The organism is Pseudarthrobacter sp. R1, assembly GCF_024494415.1.
Lineage (GTDB): Bacteria > Actinomycetota > Actinomycetes > Actinomycetales > Micrococcaceae > Arthrobacter.
In genome coordinates this window covers 237,040-254,132 of sequence record NZ_JAMKFI010000011.1, presented here as the reverse complement: position 1 = coordinate 254,132, position 17,093 = coordinate 237,040, and the positions used below count along the sequence as shown (strand labels likewise).

The 17,093-nt window shown below is 65.0% G+C and carries 15 protein-coding genes; 3 read left to right on the top strand and 12 right to left on the bottom strand.

Features of this window, described 5'->3' with window-relative positions:
* Positions 1-12: 12 nt before the first annotated feature.
* From M8J71_RS22135 to M8J71_RS22090, 10 genes are all read right to left on the bottom strand, one after another.
* The gene (locus tag M8J71_RS22135; protein ID WP_256250010.1) at positions 13-1,500 is read right to left on the bottom strand and encodes a dynamin family protein; all 1,488 of its coding nucleotides are present in this window, start codon (positions 1,498-1,500) and stop codon (positions 13-15) included.
* Positions 1,497-3,383, bottom strand: coding sequence for a dynamin family protein (locus M8J71_RS22130; RefSeq protein ID WP_256250008.1), 1,887 nt, complete (start codon positions 3,381-3,383; stop codon positions 1,497-1,499). Before M8J71_RS22130 ends, M8J71_RS22135 begins: the two co-directional genes overlap by 4 nt.
* 52 nt (positions 3,384-3,435) lie before the next feature.
* Positions 3,436-4,155: an IniB N-terminal domain-containing protein gene (locus M8J71_RS22125; RefSeq protein WP_256250006.1), complete on the bottom strand. Its 720-nt coding sequence runs from the start codon at positions 4,153-4,155 to the stop codon at positions 3,436-3,438.
* Between the two features lie 162 nt (positions 4,156-4,317).
* Positions 4,318-6,390 carry a helix-turn-helix transcriptional regulator gene (locus tag M8J71_RS22120; RefSeq protein ID WP_374114884.1) on the bottom strand — a complete coding sequence of 691 codons (2,073 nt, stop codon included), beginning with the start codon at positions 6,388-6,390 and terminating at the stop codon, positions 4,318-4,320.
* Between the two features lies 1 nt (position 6,391).
* Positions 6,392-8,563, bottom strand: coding sequence for an Hsp70 family protein (locus M8J71_RS22115; RefSeq protein ID WP_256250004.1), 2,172 nt, complete (start codon positions 8,561-8,563; stop codon positions 6,392-6,394).
* Positions 8,564-8,715: 152 nt separating this feature from the next.
* Positions 8,716-9,801: a c-type cytochrome biogenesis protein CcsB gene (ccsB, locus tag M8J71_RS22110; RefSeq protein ID WP_256250003.1), complete on the bottom strand. Its 1,086-nt coding sequence runs from the start codon at positions 9,799-9,801 to the stop codon at positions 8,716-8,718.
* A complete protein-coding gene (gene resB / locus M8J71_RS22105) occupies positions 9,801-11,567 on the bottom strand; it encodes a cytochrome c biogenesis protein ResB (RefSeq protein ID WP_256250002.1) in 1,767 nt (588 codons plus the stop codon). The genes ccsB and resB overlap by 1 nt, the downstream gene beginning before the upstream one ends.
* Positions 11,567-12,322: a cytochrome c biogenesis CcdA family protein gene (locus tag M8J71_RS22100; protein WP_256250001.1), complete on the bottom strand. Its 756-nt coding sequence runs from the start codon at positions 12,320-12,322 to the stop codon at positions 11,567-11,569. Before M8J71_RS22100 ends, resB begins: the two co-directional genes overlap by 1 nt.
* Before the next feature lie 9 nt (positions 12,323-12,331).
* The gene (locus tag M8J71_RS22095) at positions 12,332-12,934 is read right to left on the bottom strand and encodes a TlpA family protein disulfide reductase (RefSeq protein WP_256250103.1); all 603 of its coding nucleotides are present in this window, start codon (positions 12,932-12,934) and stop codon (positions 12,332-12,334) included.
* A 38-nt stretch (positions 12,935-12,972) separates the two neighbouring features.
* Complete coding sequence (locus M8J71_RS22090) at positions 12,973-13,653, bottom strand: histidine phosphatase family protein (RefSeq protein ID WP_256250000.1); 681 nt, start codon at positions 13,651-13,653, stop codon at positions 12,973-12,975.
* A gap of 202 nt (positions 13,654-13,855) precedes the next feature.
* Here M8J71_RS22090 and M8J71_RS22085 point away from each other — a divergent pair, with 202 nt between their 5' ends.
* The 3 genes from M8J71_RS22085 (at position 13,856) to M8J71_RS22075 (ending at position 15,955) form a co-directional block, all read left to right on the top strand.
* Positions 13,856-14,404 carry a YceI family protein gene (locus M8J71_RS22085; RefSeq protein ID WP_256249999.1) on the top strand — a complete coding sequence of 183 codons (549 nt, stop codon included), beginning with the start codon at positions 13,856-13,858 and terminating at the stop codon, positions 14,402-14,404.
* A gap of 173 nt (positions 14,405-14,577) precedes the next feature.
* Complete coding sequence (locus M8J71_RS22080) at positions 14,578-15,033, top strand: hypothetical protein (RefSeq protein WP_256249998.1); 456 nt, start codon at positions 14,578-14,580, stop codon at positions 15,031-15,033.
* 163 nt (positions 15,034-15,196) lie between these two features.
* The gene (locus M8J71_RS22075; RefSeq protein WP_256249997.1) at positions 15,197-15,955 is read left to right on the top strand and encodes a Yip1 family protein; all 759 of its coding nucleotides are present in this window, start codon (positions 15,197-15,199) and stop codon (positions 15,953-15,955) included.
* A 53-nt stretch (positions 15,956-16,008) separates the two neighbouring features.
* On the opposite strand, the gene M8J71_RS22070 is transcribed toward M8J71_RS22075, so the two are convergent.
* Together M8J71_RS22070 and M8J71_RS22065 are read right to left on the bottom strand one after the other, a co-directional pair.
* On the bottom strand, positions 16,009-16,713 hold the full coding sequence (locus M8J71_RS22070; RefSeq protein WP_256249996.1) for a redox-sensing transcriptional repressor Rex: 705 nt from the start codon (positions 16,711-16,713) through the stop codon (positions 16,009-16,011).
* Between the two features lie 104 nt (positions 16,714-16,817).
* The gene (locus M8J71_RS22065) at positions 16,818-17,072 is read right to left on the bottom strand and encodes a glutaredoxin family protein (RefSeq protein ID WP_256249995.1); all 255 of its coding nucleotides are present in this window, start codon (positions 17,070-17,072) and stop codon (positions 16,818-16,820) included.
* Positions 17,073-17,093: the final 21 nt, after the last annotated feature.

Genomic DNA, 17,093 nt, shown 5'->3' with positions numbered 1-17,093 from the left:
TCAGGCGGGTTGTTAGGCTGGCTGGCGTTGGCGGGCCGACGATTCCGCCAGCACACCCTCGCAACTGCGAACGACTACCCGGCAGGCATCAAGGGCTGAACGGTCCGTCAGCGGGTTCTCGGCCACGGCACGCCATCGAACCAGATGGCGGCGGGCCGCATCAGCGAGCTCGCCCGGCGTTGTGTCTGCATCCAGCCCCAGCCGCGCGTATGACGCTGCGCCCCAGCCGCCGACCAGGCCCTCGGCCTCCGCAGCCAGTTCGGGGCTGAGCGGCACGCCCGTGGTCCGCAGTGTAGCGAGCAGCCTCAGTTCCCTGAACTCATGCGCGTTGGCCTGAAGCCGCTCCAGTTCTGCGGCCAGGTGCCCGGTCCCAGGGCGGGGGGAAGCGCGCAGCAGGGATTCCACCCCCACCAGGGCCGTCCGTGCCTTCAACGCCTCGGCACGCGCCTGGAACTGGCGGTCCAACAGGTCCAGCAACGGATCCAGGCCGCTGCGCCTCGCGAGCTCGTGCGCCAGCGGGGTAGGTTCGTTGAATCCATTCGGGATCAGGACGACAGCCAGCCGGATGCCGAACAGCCCGTATCTCCCCAGCAGGGAGGCCCTGGACTCCGCGCTCAGCCCTTCCGGCCTGGTGGACCGAAGGAACCTGTCAGCCGAGAGCAGCATCTTTTCGCGGTCGGCACGGTCCAGTCCCGCCAGCAGTTGAAGTGCTGCGAAGTCCTGCTGCCGCATCGTCCGGGCGCTCTGGGCGAGGAGGCCTGCCACCGGCACCACTCCCAGAGCGAGCTTCCGCAGGTTATGGTCATGACGGTACCTGTCCGCAATTTCTCCTGCGGAAAGCAGCGAATCGATGCGGCCGCCACCCACTTCATCGGCCCTCGCGAGGACCGCGATTGCATTGACCGTGCCCGAGCGTCCCGCTTCCGTGTCCCGGAAGGATTCGAGGAACCGTAGGTCCGCGGCGTGCATGTGGCGCATCAGGTAAATGATCGCGTCCGCTTCCGACTGCGAATCCCCAGGGGCCAGGAAGGTGGTGGATCGGGCAGACACATCTTCAGACAGCGAAGCGATGCCGGGGGTATCGATCAGGGTCATGTTCCGCAGCGCCGGCGACGGCCATTCCACGTCCAGCCGTTCCACATCCCTGGCCTGCACCTCCCCCAGCACGAACACAAGCCGGCCGTCCACGCGTTTGAGCGGCAAAGTCCGGGGCTTGCCGTCCAGGGGATACAAGGTGATCCGGGGAGTGTGCCCGTGCCGATACCAGGTGATGATCCGGGTACACTCGCCCGTGTCTGTGGGCGCTATCTCCTCGCCGATAATCGCGTTGAGCAGGGTGGACTTGCCGGCTTTCACCATGCCGGCAATCGCAATGCGCAGCGGCTCCGCGAGCCTGCGGGCAAATCCTTCGAGAACGGCGGCGCTTGCGGGATCATCGCCGTAGACTTTCAACGCCTCCTGAACCAGGTCCACGGCTCCGGCAATAGTTGAGCGATTCATTGTGCGCCCTCAGGAGTCCTGTTGGCGGCGTCCGATACTTCTGCAGCAACTGCCTCCGCGGCGCGGTAGAGGGCATCCACCTTCTTGAGCTCGGCCTTGATAGCCCTGATGCGGGCGTCCTTTTCCAAGGCGTAGGTGTTGGCGGCCTTCTGTGCCGCCGACACAGAATCGGCGAGGGAGCGGTGATGCTCGTCCGCTATCTCGGTGAAGTGGTCGCGGATGGTGCGCTGCACCAGACGCAGCCGGTCCTTCAGTTGCTTGCCAACCTGGAAGGTAACGTCGTCGAGCTGCCGCCTGACCAGGGCCTTCGCTTCAACCTGACGGCGTTTGAGCCGCGCTTCCTTGTCTTCGCGGTAGGCCTTGCGTCCCAGCAGTAGGCCGGCGCCCAAAGAGAGCGGGTTGATCAGTGCCATACCGAAGATCCCGGTCAGGAGCCCGAACATAAGCACCCCGCCGTAGGACCCGCGCATGCCGATCAGCACCTTTTGCACCGGATTCACGTGTCCTGAATCCATCCCCGGCATCGCATCCATGGGAATTAGCAGGTCTGCCGAATTGGAAGCGTGCATCACCGGCAACCGCGCTTCCTCTGCCGCGAAGTGCTCAGCCACCTGGGCAGCCAGCCATTCCGCCCGCTCGCTGGTCAAGACGAAGGTGTCAGAAATGGCGGCGGCAACACATTCCTCCAGCCACTGTGAAAAATCGGCCCAGACGGGTCCCGGGTCCTCCTGCTCAATGGCGGTTTCGGCTTCCCGTTGGACCTGGCGAAGGCGGTTTCGGAGATCGTACTCCATGTCCGCGATAAGGTCGCTGACGCCGTCGTTGAGCGTGATTTGCCAGCGTGCAGAGCGTTTCCTCAGGTCATCCGCCTCTGCCTTTGCCAGCTCCAGCTCCGCTATCATCTGGGGCGTGCCTTCAGGGTTCTCGAGTGCTGCAAGCTCAGATTGCAGGGAAAGGCGCAGGTTTACAGTGACACCCAGCAGGTCCTGGCTGACCGAGCGGCGCTGGAGGCGCTGCGCCTGCCCCACGATCCCGTTGCGAAGGTAGGCAATCAATTCAGGAAAGCCCGATTCAACGTTCAGTTCACTGTCCTGCAGGCGTGCTGCTTCGAGGCGGAGGTCGGAGGACACGGGAAACAGCGGAATATCGGGGGCGACCGTGCCGAGGTGGAACCGGTCTGTCTCTTCCACCCGCCGCCAGTCCGGGTAAAGGTCGGTTTTGGTCAGGACCCCCACAACGTTGGGGGTGATCCGCATGGCCTGGCGGAGGAAGCGCAGCTCCGGTTCGGTGTACTCCTGCGAGGCGTCAGAAACCAGGAGCAACGCATCAGCCGTGGGCAGCGCCGTGAGGGTGGCCAGGGTGTGGGCGGACCCCATGCCCCCCACACCGGGTGAATCGATGACACTAAGCCCACCGGCCAGGATCTTGCGGGGCAGGCATATTTCGGCAGCCAGGAGTTTCCTGCTGTTCCCGGGGTTTCCCTTTTCGGAAACATAGGCCGGGAGCTCGGCGATGGGGATTGGCTGGCGTTCGGCGTTGCCGTTGTCGCCAGGGTCCGCGTCTGCTTTGGGGGTTAGGACCGCGGCCGACGCCGGATCCCCGTAGCGAACAACGGTGGGCACGGAGGTAGCAATGTCGTCATCGACAGGGCAGGCCGGTGCGCCGACCAAGGCATTGATGAGCTTGCTCTTGCCCTGCTTAAACTCGCCCACCACGATGACCCGGATGCTGGGATCCTTGAGCCTCCCCAAGGTCAGGTCCAGGCGTTTCCGCAGATCCTCCCGGTCTCCAGTGCCGACGAGTTGAAGGCCGTGCTCCACAAGTTGGATCAGCTGCCCACCCGTCACCGGTGTTGATGGGTTTGCCGGTCCAGTTTCTGCCACAGCCTGTCCTTTGCGTTATGCCTCAGATCGGTTATAGCACCTTGACGGGTTCCTAGGAATCAAACTCCAAGTGGTCCTCCGCCTCCTCAGCGTCAGCGGCGTCGTCGACATCACCCAGGACCGGGTCTTCGTGGGTGAAGTTGGGCTCGTTATCGAAGTATGCGGCCGTGTCCTCGCTAAAGGAATCGCTGATGGCGATGGATGGGTTGGTGGGGGGGCCCGCATTCTCCACAGGGGCATCAGTGGCAACGTCAAAGTCGAACAGGTTGTCGATCCTGGCATCGGCGAAGCCCATGTCGCCTCCAACACCGGGGGCAGGGCCGTCGAAGGCAAGCGATCCGCTGTCGAACCATTGCTCAACGTCGCCATCCGCCCAGATGTTTTGGCTCACGGACTGGTCCAGGACGGCGCTGCGGTCATCTCCTGCCGAAGGGTAGGCGTAATTGGCTACTACGTGCTGAAGCTGCTCGACCGCGTGTCCGTGGTCGTCGTGCCCGCCGGCACCGGGAGGCGGGGTCCAGCCACCGCCGGCATGGCCCGTACTGGCGTCGTTGCCGCCGGCGTTGTAGTGCTGGTCGAAGCGGGATGCATTGACGCTGATGGGAGCGTAGTCCAGGACGACTGGCATTGCGGCATCAACATCCGCGGAGCGGACACCCCCCAGGCCGTGGGTCTCCAGAACGCCTTCGGGATCATCCAGGAAGTCCTGCGCCGCCTGGCGGTCGCCGAAGAGGTTCATTAGGAACTGGACGACATCCTTTGCGACTGTCATGTGCTGGTCCTCAAATCTTTTCTGGTGTCCGATTCTCCGGCCTGGATGTCGAGCCTGGATCAAACGTACTGTTGCTGCCGGGGACGGGGCATCGGGGGGTTCCCCTAACCGGTGGCCGCCTTGGTGGGGAACCGGCGCCGACCCTCTTTGGGGCGTTAGGGGCTAGTCATGGGCTTGACTTTCCGGGCCCAAGGCAACCCGCAGCTTAGCCAGCAGATCCGAGCGGTTTTCAGCACCCAGCCGGCGCCGCATCCGGGCGATGTGGTGCTCCGCGGTCCGGGGGGAGATGTAGATGGCTTCGCCAATTTCACGGTACGTCTTGCCGTCAAGTACCAGCCTGGCGACTTCCTTTTCCCGCTCGCTAAGCCCTGCGCCATCCGGGTGCATCGCGTTACCCGTATCAGCGGGGGGAGCATTGCGGGATTCGGCCGGCACGGATGCACCCGTGCCAGCCGAACTGGCCTGCGGGTGAAGATCCCGGGCGCAGGACAGCAGGCGCACCATGTCTTTGCGGTCATCGGACCGGGCTGCCGCGTGGCCGGCAAGCCTGGCTCCTTCCCAACGCATTCCCACGCCGCCCAGGCCCCGTGCCGCCGTCTCGACATCGTCAGGATGGAACCGCTCGGCCAGCACGGTTACCCAGGCTCTCCCGGCCGCCGCGAACACGGCGGCGAGGTGGCTTTGCCCTGCGGCGCGGGCCAAAGCCGCGGCATGCGGTGCCAGGTCGGCGGGCCGTTCGTTCAGAAGGGCTGCCTGGACTGCGGACCAGTGGAATGGTACGGCCCACAGCGGCGGATCTCCGAGGCGCTCCAGCAAGTTCCATGCCTCATCAAGGTAAGGGCTGACCCTGCGGCCCTCCCGAAGGCGGGCGGCTGCAATCATCAGCTCGCCCCACGGGAGAAGGCTGTACAGGTCTACGGCTGTGTGGAGCGTCGCTTCACGCGCCCGTTCCCAGGCTTTGATGAGCCCGGGAACATCACCGTTACGGCGGGCAATGCCCACTTCCAATGCCGAACAAAGGAACTCGTCCCGCGGCACCAGCGGCCAGTGGTTCGCCTTCGATGCCTCATTGATGGAGAGCCGGGCGTCGTCGAGCCGGTCCTGCATCATCGCTGACCATGCTTTCAGCAGGAACAGCCTTGGCTTGGCTGCATCGCCCCCCTGACCAGAGGCAGCTGCTGACCGGCAAATTGTTTCCGCCAGGTTCGGCTCCCCGTTGTGCAGGGCCATGAGGGCTGCCAGCGCAGCCGGCGTCTCGGGCAGGGGAAGTACAGTACCCGCTGCGTTGAGCATGTCCGAGGCATGGATGAGCATCTGAAGGCCCTGATGGGAGTCGCCGGCAAGCGATTGGAGGATGCCTTTGCCGGTTTGCGCAAGGGTGGTTGCGAGCAGCGTCGGGGACGCCGGTGGTGCGTCGGCGCGGAACAAAGCTTCCGCGTCGGCCCGGTTGCCGGAGCCAATCAGGGCAACGGCAGCAAGGGGTCCGGATGGGCCCAGCCGGGAGGGTCCCAGCCAACGGTAGACGTCGGCCCCACGGCCCAGCATGCCCCTCTGGGCCCAGACGGCGGCAGCAACGTCGGCGGCACGGCGCACGTCCGGGGGATCCTTTTGTACCAGGAGGGTGTCCACAATGCGGGCGGCGGCGTCAAGGTCGCCGTTGGCTGCGGCGGCCTGGGCACGCCGCGCCGCGGTGGCTTTCTCGTCGCTGCCGGCCAGCAGGGCTTCATCGTAAAGCTGGTACGCCAATCCGGGATCGTGCTCAAGGGCCTTGTCGCCGGAACGCTCCAGTTCCGCTGCCACGCGCGTATCGGCAAGTCCGGCTCGGGCTAACTCCCGGGCGAGATCTCCCAACGGCTGGCCGTTCGCCGCGTATACCGTCACGAGCTCCCGCTGAAGGGCGTGCACCTTGGTTGTGGGGGCGACAGTGAGCAACTCGTGCTGCACAGGGCCTGCGACAGTTCCGTCAGGAGTCAGGAGACCAGAGGACTCTGCCCGTTGTATCAGGGCATCAAGGCTGCCCGCCCCGTCGCCGTCGATCCTGCGCTGCAGCTCGGCGGGCAGCGGTCCCGGCAGGGCAAAACCTACCGACAACGCCAACAGCAGTTCCCGGACGGCCCCATTCTCGCCCTCGAGTTGGCTGGCCATGAGCTCTGCACTGTGGGGTGCAGGTCCTTGGGGCTCCTGCTCCGGATGACGAAAAGCGGGCTTTTGTACGTGCGACTGATAGCTGACCATCTTAGGCCGCCGGCGTCGTGGTAGTGGCCGAGGCCGTGAAGGACTGATCGGCGTCCGGGAACCCCTCCAACAATGGCGACGGGGACTCGCCAACCGTTGGCGAGGGCGAATTCTGAACCGTCGGCGAAGGCGAACCGTCCGTTACCGGCGGCGCCGTCATTGCTTTGTCTGTAGAAGTCGCACTTGCCGTTCCGGTCGAGGTGCCGGTCGGCGTTCCGGTCGCCGTTCCGGTCGGGCTGCCGGACGCCGTTCCGGTCTGGCTGCCGGCCGTTCCGGTCTGGCTGCCGGTCGGCGTTCCGGTCTGGCTGCCGGATGAGTTTTCGGACGGCGTTCCGGACGGGCTGCCGGGCAGCGTTTCGGACGGGCTGCCGGGCAGCGTTTCGGGCGGGCTGCCGGGCAGCGTTTCGGACGGGCTGCCGGGCGGCGTTTCGCCGGCGGTCACCGTGCCCGAGGGTGTGGTCGTTGTACCTCCGGCCTCTGGCGCAGTTACCGTTGCCCCGTTGCCCTCGGCGACGGCAGCCGGCGCTGCGCCGCCGGCTGAGGTTTCCGCGGAAACACCATTGTCAATAGCCGCAACAGCCGACAACCTGCTGGTGGGCCCGGCCTCCAACCCGAGAGCCGCCGCCTGGGAGGAACCACCCTGCTTCGTGCTGGCCTCGATGCCTGTCACTGGCAGCCGGGCATCCCCCGCAGCTGCGGCTGCGGGGCCGGTCCCACTGCCACCGGTTCCTGTGGGCGGAAGTGTCTCCAAGGAGTCCGAAGCTCCGGCCGGCGGGACGAACACGGAGGTCAGGCCGCTGAAGCCTTCCGGGCTTTGGGCAGCGGTGGCGCTAAGAACCGTGAATAAGGCAGCGGTAGCCGCGATAGCAGTGAGCCGCACCCTCGGTTTCGGCGCGTGCGCTCCTCCCCTCTCCCTGGAGCCTGGCCCGCGGGCCGCTGCCGTGGCGGAACGTGGCGCCGTCGTGTCGTTTCGTGACCAGGGGATCACCCGAACAGGAATGTGCCCACTTTTCTGGGCAGGACTTTGTGGGCTTTCGCCGCGTGTGCCGGCTAAACCGGGATCCACCGTGGCAGAAGCCTCAGTGGGGGCTGGTTGCCCCAGCACTGCGGAAACGGCGGCGCCCAGGCAGATTGACGATTTGGGGTCGGCATCCACGGCGATGGGCCTGTCAAGCTGCTCTGAGATCAGCTGTGCAACGAGGGGGATCCGGGATGATCCGCCGATGAGCAACACAGCGGTGAGATCCGGGGGCTCCAGCTCCAGCTGCCCCAGCGATTGTTCCAGCGCGTCCACCGTGTCCCGAATGTGGTCCTCGATCAGTGCTTCGAATTCGGGGCGGACCAGGCGGACCTGCTGCTGGATGCCCGGCAGGAGCACGGAGATGTTCGCCTCGCTGTCGGAGGAGAGCGCTTCCTTGGCTTCCACGCACTCCCGCCGCAGCCGGGCCAGCGCGGCGAGCACTCCAGGCTCGGCAGTGTCCAGCTCTGCCAGGGCCCCACCTGTGTTTTCAGCTACGAAACGGAAAAGGGCGGCATCAAAGTCGGCGCCGCCCAGGTCTTCAAAGCCCTCCGGCCGCCCCAGCAGTTCGAAGCGGTTGCTGGCAGTCTTGCGAAGGACAGCAGTATCGAAGGTCCCGCCACCGAGGTCGTAGACGGCGATGGTGCTGCCGGCCTCCACCCGCACCTGCGAGGCGTAGTGCAGGGCGGCTGCTTCCGGTTCGGTCAGCAGTGTGACTTTCCCAAGGCCGGTTGCGGCAAGGGCATCCTTTATGAGGGAGGTCCGGTGGGTGCCCCATGCGGCGGGATGGGTCAGGATGATTTCCGACGGCGGCTCAGCCTCGCGCTCAGTTGCCCGGTCTGCCACCCAGCGGGCCATGGTGGCGAAGACGTCCTCGGCCGGGAGGGACCGCATGCCTACCGAGATGGGCACGGCATCGCCCACCCGCCGCTTGAACTCACGAACTACGCGCCCAGGGGAATCGAGCCCCCGGCGCTCCGCGGCCTCCCCCACGAGGACGGGGCCTTCCTCCGGGTAGTACACCACAGATGGCACAGCTGATCCACGAAGGCCCAGCGGCAGGCACTCCGGAACCGGCGTGGCTCCGTCATGAAACCGGACAACAGCGGCCGCCGTGAAACTGGTCCCCACATCAATGGCGAGAACGTAGCTCATGGGTACCTCGGTAAAACTCGTGGTCGCCTGCAAGCTTCATCACGGGCGCACGTCACCAAGGTAGCATCACGGCCGGGACCGCGAACACCCCCATTGCTACACCGATTTGTTATTTGCCCGCGGTGCCGCGGGTATTAGGGAGAAACCCCTGCTCAGAGGCCCGAATACGAGTGAAGCCCGTTAAAGAACTGGTTCACGATGGTGAAGTTGAAGACCACGCAAAGATAGCCAACGATCGACAACCACGCGGCCCGCGTTCCGGTCCAGCCCCGGGTTGCGCGGGCGTGCAGGTAGCCTGCATAGACAACCCAGATGACGAACGTCCACACTTCCTTGGTGTCCCAGCCCCAGAACCGGCCCCAGGCTTTCTCAGCCCAGATGGCACCGAACATCAGGGTGAAGGTCCATCCGATGAACGCGATGGCGTTGATGCGGTAGGAAAGGTTCTCCAGGCTCAGCGCTGACGGCACCAGGCGCATAAAGCCGAGCCTGTCCGTACCGCCGGCGGCAACGGTCTTCAGCCGGCGCGCCTGGACCAGCTGCAACGCCGACATCGCGAACGTCAGCGTGAACAGGGCCGAGGAGAGCACGGCGATGGACACATGGATGATCAGCCAGTAACTCTGCAGGGCCGGAACCAGGTGGCCAACGGGCGTCCAGTACGCCACGGAAGCGGCCACCAGCATAACAATGACCAGGCCCACTACGAACGTGCCGAGGAAGCGCAGGTCGCGGCGGATCAGCACCAGCAGGAACACGGCAGCGGCAACGAAGGCGCCGGTAGTGAGGAACTCGTACATGTTGCCCCAGGGCACCCGGCCCGCGCCCAGCGCGCGAGTCAGCACCCCGGCGCCATGGATCAGCGCACCCAGGACCGTCAGGGCTACGGCCACCCGGGCGGGAGCGCGCGTTCCGGCAGCGTACTTCATGTCGCCGTCGGCGGTGATGGCTCCCCCGGCCCCGTTCCCTGCTGACGGGGAGGCGGACGACGACGGCCGTTCAGCCCTGCCCGCCGGCCCGGGGAGGTGGGACTCGCTGCGGGCTCCCGCCCGGGCACCCACCGGCACCCGGGCCGGGTCTTCCGCCTGCGCGGCCTTGAGGTCGATGGCGCGCAGGGCCTTGCTGCTCTTGGCCAGGTCCCAGGCGAAAGCTATGAAGGCCACCGTGTACGTGCCTGCAGCGAGCAGCATAAAGAGCTCGCTGTACTGCCCCATGGTTTCGTTGAGTCCAAACTGCATTACTGGTCCTTTTCGGGCCCTGAGGGGCCGGCTGGGGTGCTCACTGAAGTTGTGGCAGGGACTGGGTCATTATCCCGGGGGCTGCTGGGAGTTTGCTGTGATCTGCTGCGGCCGGAGACGTGATGTCCTGCGGCGGCATCTGCGGTGAGCTGCCATTCCGCGGACAGCAGCTTCCGCACGGCCTCCGCTTCACCCGCGAGCCGGTGGTCTTCGCCCCGAGCCAGGAGCCCGTACTCCACCATGGTGCGGCCGTCCTCGTGGGTTCCTGTGCGTACCCACACCCGACGACGGTTAACGTACAGGGACAGCATGAGCCCGGCCACCGCAAGGAGGGAAAAGACCAACACTCCGGACTGCCCCGGCGTCGTTCTGATATCCACTCCGACATAGCGCTTAAGCCCGTCGAAGCTGACCGTTCCTTTTCCGTCAGGCAGCGTATACGTGCCTCCGGGGGAGAGAGTGATGCCTCCGGCCGGCAGCTCGCGGCCGTTAAGTTGGGTCAGGTTGCTTACATCCAGGTTATAGACGTTCTGCGGCACACCGCCGTCGAGCCCCAGATCCCCCATATAGGAGTTCAGGCTCAGTTGCGGATTAAAGGGGTCGGGGTCGAAGCTATACGAGACTCCTTGGTCGTTCTTCACTGCCGATGGGAGGAAGAATCCTGCGAAGCCAAGCTGCTGCGGGCGCGCGTCGGGAACCTTGAGGACGACGCTGGAGGTGTAAACAGCATCATTGGGAATGGAGACAACGGGGCCGCTGAAGGCCGTGTCACCGTTTCCGTCCCGAACTGTGATGACCGGCGCGTATCCGTTTCCAACCAGGAAGATGCCGGCTTCACCAAAGTACAGCGGTTCGTTGACCTTAAGTACTTTCGATTCCGGTGCGGCTCCCGGGCCCTCACGGGTCGTCATCCTCGCTGTAAAATCGATGGGCTGGCCGAACTGCCTCGTGGACTCGCGGTCAAAACGCACCTCGAACTTGTCCAGCGTGATCGTGAACGGCTCCAACCAGGAGGGCTGGAAGTTTGTTCCGGGGGAAAAATTATCGTAACCCACCAAGGTGTTAACGAAAGTGTCACCCTCGACCAGAATTTTCTGTCCGCGGAAACCAAACAGCCCACCTATGGCGACGCACACCAGCACCCCGATCAGGGAGACGTGGAAGAGGAGGTTTCCCAACTCCTTGAGGAACCCCCGCTCAGCACCCAAAGAGGGACGCCCGCCCCCGCTGTCTCGAACCTCCACGCGGTAGCCGCGCTTCTTCAGCACCCCGGCGGCACCGGTGATGGCCTCCGACGCCGGGATCCCGGCGTCGGCCGGAATGACCAGGGTGCCGTATTCGGGGAGCCGGGACAGCCGTTTGGGGGTGCGCGGAGGCTGGGAGCGCATCGCCTTGTAGTGGGCGATGGCCCTCGGCACCACACAGCCGATAAGGGAGATGAACAGCAGCAGGTAGATGGCCGAGAACCAGGCCGAGGAGTAGACATCGTACAGCTGCAGGGTGTCCAGCAGCTTGCCGTAATTCGGGTTGTCCTTGATGTACTGGGTGACCACGGACGGGTTGGCCGGGCGCTGCGGGAACAGCGAGCCCGGGACCGCCGCGACGGCGAGGAGCAGCAGCAGGAACAGTGCGGTACGCATGCTGGTCAGTTGGGTCCAGGCCCAACGGAGCATGCCTATCGGCCCCAGCGCAGGCAGCGTAGCTTCCGCCTTGGCTGCAGCGACCGGATCGGACGATTTCTTGTCTACGTTCACGCGCTCGCTCATCAGATCGGCAACTTCACATCGTTTTGGAACCAGTACTGCAGCCCGGTCACCCAGGCGCCCCAGACGCCACTGGCCATCAGCAGCCCGAGGACCACCAGGACGCCGCCGCCGGTGCGCTGGATGGCCAGGCGGTGCTTGCGGAAGAAAGCCATCACGCCCATTCCCCGGCGCAGTGCCAGGGCGATCAGGAGGAAGGGGATGCCCAGACCCAGGCTGTACACGAAGGCCAGGAATGCGCCCTTGGCCGCGGACGAGCCACCGGAAAGGCTCAGGAGCTGGACCGCCGAGTAGGTGGGCCCGATGCAGGGCGCCCAGCCGAGGCCGAAAGTGAGGCCCAGGAGCGGCGCCCCCCACAGGCCCGGCGGCGGCTTGGCATGGATCTTGGCGTCCCGCTGCAACCAGCTGAAGGCGCCCATAAACACCACGCCCATGATGATGACCGGGATGCCCAGGACCTGGGTAATCCAGGCATTCTGCGAGCCGGTGATCAGGGTGCCCAGCTGGCCGAACGCTCCGCCGAGGAGGACGAAAATCACGGAGAAGCCCAGCACGAACAGCCCAATTCCCACCAGCATCCGGCCGCGCTTCTGCTTCTGCAGGTCAACCCCTGACAACCCAGTGACGTATCCCAGGTAGCCGGGAACCAGCGGCAGGACGCATGGGGACAGGAAGGAGACCAGTCCGGCCAGCAGCGCCACCGGAATGGCGAGGAGGAGCGAGCCGTTGAGGATGGCTTCGGCGAAGGGGCTGTTCACGGGTCCGCGCTACTCTGCCACGGCGGCAGCGATGAGGGCTTTGAGGGTGCCCTTCTGGACCTCGCCTAGAACACGGGCGGCGACCCGGGCCTGCTTGTCCAGCACCAAAGTAGTAGGGACGGCGCCGGGCGGTACCAGCCCGGCAACGGACAACAGGACCCCGCCGTCCTTGTCATCGAGGCTCGGGTAGGTCAGGCCGAAGGACTTCTCAAAGGCTTCGGCCGCAGCTTTTTCGTCCCGCAGGTTAACGCCGTAGAACTGGACGCCCTGGGGCTTGAATTCCTGGTGAAGTTCTTCGAGGATGGGGGCCTCAACACGGCACGGTGCGCAGGCCGCGTACCAGAAATTAACGACTGTGACTTTGCCCACGAAATCGGCAGGCGTCACTGCGCCACCATTGAAGAGCGCGCCGCTGATCTCCACAGGCTCCTTGCGGTCGTTCGCCGCAAACTCCGTAACTGAACCATCCCCGGCAATGTAGTTCTTGTTGTCCCCTGCCCTCGCTTGTCGAGCCAGGTCATCCTCCTGGGCGCAGGCCGAAAGGCCAAGGGTGATCGCGGCCAGCGCCAGGCCACCGGCAGCAAGGGCGCTTCGGCGGGAGGTGATGGGCATGTCGGGCCGGCCCTTTTCGATCAAACTGTCAGTCACTTTCAGGCTCCAGGGGTGCTGGCTGCACCGGGAAGAAGGGACGCCGCAGGTTCGCTGTACGCGACGCGCACCAGTGTGCCGTCGTCGTCGAACACCAGCGACGTAATGGAGGTGAGTGTGCACTCGCGCTTTCGCGGATCGTGCCACAGGGGCCTGCCTTCCGCGCTCAGGCGGGTGGCCCAGATGGGAAGCTGGTGGCTGACCATAATCGCTTCGGGCCCCTCTGGTCCGAAGTCGCCGTCGGCCAGCTCGATGGCGCGGAGACGTGCCTCCTGCGCCGCTGCCATAACCCTTGCCGCCTGCTGCTTGTACGGCTCGCCCCAGGATGGACGGAGGGGGTTGACCAGCCGCGGCCAGTGCTTGGGCCTGCGCAGTTCCGCCTTGCTGACCTTCATGCCCTCGAAGTAGTTCTCTGCCTCGATGATCCGCTCTTCCGTGTGGATTTGCAGGTGCAGGGCTTCCGACGTCGGCCGCGCGGTTTCCTGCGCACGGTCCAGTGGGGAGGCGGCCAGGTAGGTGATACGGGCCCCGTTTTCGGCGCGCTGCCGGAAGTGCTCAGCGAGCGTTTGTGCCATCTCCTGTCCCAGCTCGGAGAGGTGGAATTCGGGCAGCCTTCCGTACAAAACGCCGTCAGGATTATGGACCTCGCCGTGGCGGAGCAGATGGACAGTGGCTTGGGGCATGTTTACCAGTTTCTCAAAGATGGCGTTCGATCCGAAATCTTCTACATCCAGTAGAACTTAAATTTATGAAGAAATGTTCCGAAGCCGGGAACAAAAGATGCATATGCATGTTTATAGTAGATGCAGCAGTTAGTTGAGACTTCAACCGATGAAGGTTCAACGGCACCACCGTCAACAGGTAATACCCCAAAGGAGCAACATCATGGCACTTCCCGCAGACGTCACCACCGGCACCTGGACCCTCGACAACTCCCACAGCGAGATCGGCTTCACCGTTCGCCACGCAGGCATCAGCAAGGTCCGCGGCCAGTTCAAGGAAGCGGCAGCAACCCTGGAACTGAGCGAGGACGTGGCGGATTCCCGGATCAACGCCACCATCAACACCGCCAGCTTCGACTCCGGCGATGCCAACCGCGACGGCCACGTCAAGGGCGAGGACTTCTTCGACGTGGAGAAGTTCCCCGAGATGTCCTTCGTCTCCAACGGCCTGGTGGCCAAGGGCAACAGCTACGAACTGACGGGCGACCTGACCATTAAGGGTGTCACCCGCCCGGTCACCCTGGACACCGAGTTCAACGGTGTGGCCGTGGACCCGTTCGGCAACACCCGCGCCGGTGTCTCCGCTGAAACCACCATCAGCCGCAAGGACTTCGGCCTGACCTGGAACGCTGTCCTCGAGACCGGCGGCGTCCTGGTGAGCGACAAGGTTGCCATCAACCTCGAACTCGCCTTCATCGCCCCCGCAGCGTAACCATCCTTTCCGCCGGAACCCCGGCACCGGCTTTCACGTCGGAGCCGGGGTTCTGTCGTAATTGGCGTTCGCCGTCCGGCCTGCGCAGTGAATCCGTAGCTCAGTGCGCCGGGGCAGTCCCTGCGCACTGAGCCTCGCCGTGCCGGCGCCAGTGCAGGGCTACAGTGATGGCCATGAGCAACTTTGACAGCACGAGGCCCCGCAACGGTTTTGCCGGCATGTTCTCGGTGGCGGGACTTCCCACCGAGCTCAAGGTCTCGTTCTGGATTTGGTTCCTGGGCGGCATCCTTGGCCTCCTGGGCGGGCTGCTGGGCATGCTGGCCTCACTGGTGCTTTTCGCGGCGGCGCCCGGTGCGGCTGCGCTGGTTCTGTTGCTGATGCTGCTGGCGGCGGCCGTCGGAGCTGCCCAGATCGTCTTTGCCCTCAAGATGAAAGAGGGCAGGCAGTGGGCACGGCTGGCCCTCACAGTCCTGACGGGCGTCACCCTGGTCCTCGCTTTGGTCAACCTGGCCATGCGTGTTGGCCAGGGCGGCAACTGGGCGGGCTTCCTGATCAGCCTCGCGGCAACGGTCCTGCTCTGGCTGCCGAACTCGCAGGCGTGGTTTGCGGCGCGGGGGAACAAGGGTTAGCAAGGCATCGCCGGGCAACCGCCGAACCGGGGGCGGAATACCTCCCTGGAATGACCCATCTGCCGCCGGTCCGGGGGTACGGTGGACTTAAGCCATGCTGGGGGTAGGGCACAGGACCGAAACCCGGCAGCCTACCAGAACCCGACATGCCAAAGGACAGCTCATGAGTAATCCTCCCGTCCCGCCTCCCGTGCCCAACGATCCCGAGCAGGGCAACCAGCAGCCGCGCTACGGGGAAAACGCCCCGCAGTACGGACAGAACCCGCCGCAGTACGGGCAGAACCCGCCGCAGTACGGCCAGTCCGGCGCTCCGCAGTACGGGCAAAACACTCCACAGTATGGCCAGAACGCGCCGCAGGCTCCTGGCTTTGGCCAGCAGCCGTACGGTCAGCAGCCTTACGGCCAGTCCCCGTACGCGCAGTACCCTTCGGAGCAGCCGCAGCCCACGGGCAGCAACGGGGTGCCGCAGCTGGTCAACATCTCGTTCTGGCTGCTGATCGCCTCGGCCGCCATCTTCGTCATCTCCATGCTCACCGGGCTCACGCAGCTGGACGATCCGGTATTCCGCCAGACCTTTGAGCAGCAGATGGAGGGCAGCGGAGCGGGCGTCACGTACGAGGACATCAAGGGCGTCATCGCCGGCACCCTGGTGGTTTTCGCCATCCTCGGCGCAGGGCTCTACCTACTGGTGGCATTCTTTGTCCGCAAGGGCAAGAACTGGGCGCGCATCCTGGGTACCGTGTTCGCTGCACTGTCCATCTTCGGCCTCTTCGGTCCTCCCAGCATTGGAACCATCGGCACCCTCCTGGGGATCGCCGCCATCGTCCTGCTGTACCTGCCGGCTGCTGCCCCGTACTTCCGGAAGCAGCAGCCCTTCGCCAACCCTTACGGTGGCGGCATGGGCAACCCCTACGGCCGGTAGATTTACGCACTTCCCACACTTGCGGGCGTGGGTCCCGGAACCGCCGGAGAAATCTAGGCGGTCTGCCCCGGGGCCTGCGCCCGCTGTGCGTGGTAGGCCAGGATCTGCAGTTCGGTGGCCATGTCCACCTTGCGGAGGTTGACTCCCTCCGGCACCTGGAGCATCACGGGGGCGAAGCTCAGGACGCTGCGGACGCCCGCGGCCACCACGCGGTCGCAGACCTCCTGTGCCACGGCCGCCGGAAGCGCCAGCACCACCATGTTCGCTCCGGTCCGGTGCAGCACTGTTTCCAGGTCGGCTACATCGCTGACGCGCAGCCACCCCACCTCGTTGCCCACCACCATCTGGTCGGCGTCGAAAATGGCCACGACGTCGAACCCGCGGGATTCGAATCCGCCGTACCGCGCCAGGGCCTTGCCGAGGTTGCCGGCACCGACGATGGCAACCTTCCAGTCGTGCGTCAGCCCGAGTGCTGCAGCGATGTGGCGGCTCAAGTACTGCACTTCGTAGCCAACACCGCGGGTACCGTAGGAGCCCACATGGGACAGGTCCTTGCGCAGTGTGGCGGAACTGACGCCTGAGGCTTCGGCGAGGGATTCGGAGGAAACCCGCTCCACTCCCTCGGCTAGCAGAGTGTTCAGGGCACGCAGATAGAGCGTCAGCCGGGCCACCGCTGCGGGCGGAATCTGCTTGGCTGGCGTGCCAGTGGTACCCGGAAGATCCGGGACAGCCTGGGGAGTTGAATCCAGCGAAGCCACCAGCCCCTCCCTCGCATCGCGTTGTGACTCCACTCTAGAGCCCTCCGGCCGATGCCAACAAAGCAGCCGGCCACAAAGCAAGCGCGGTCACCGGTGCTGCTCCCCTACTCTGCCATGGCCCGCTGAAGCACCCGTTCCAGCCGGACCTCATCGATCTTCCAGAAGTCGCGCTGCACGCCATCCACCAAAACCACCGGAATCTCCTCGGCATAGCGGTCCCGCAGTTCCGGCTGGTGATCCACCAGCTCTTCCGTCCACTCAAGGCCCAGGGAGGCAGTAACCCGGCCGACGGCGTCGCGCGCCTCTTCGCACAGGTGGCAGTCAGCTTTGGTGATCAGGACGACGTGCGGTGTTGCCATGACTTAACCGTAGCCCCGTTG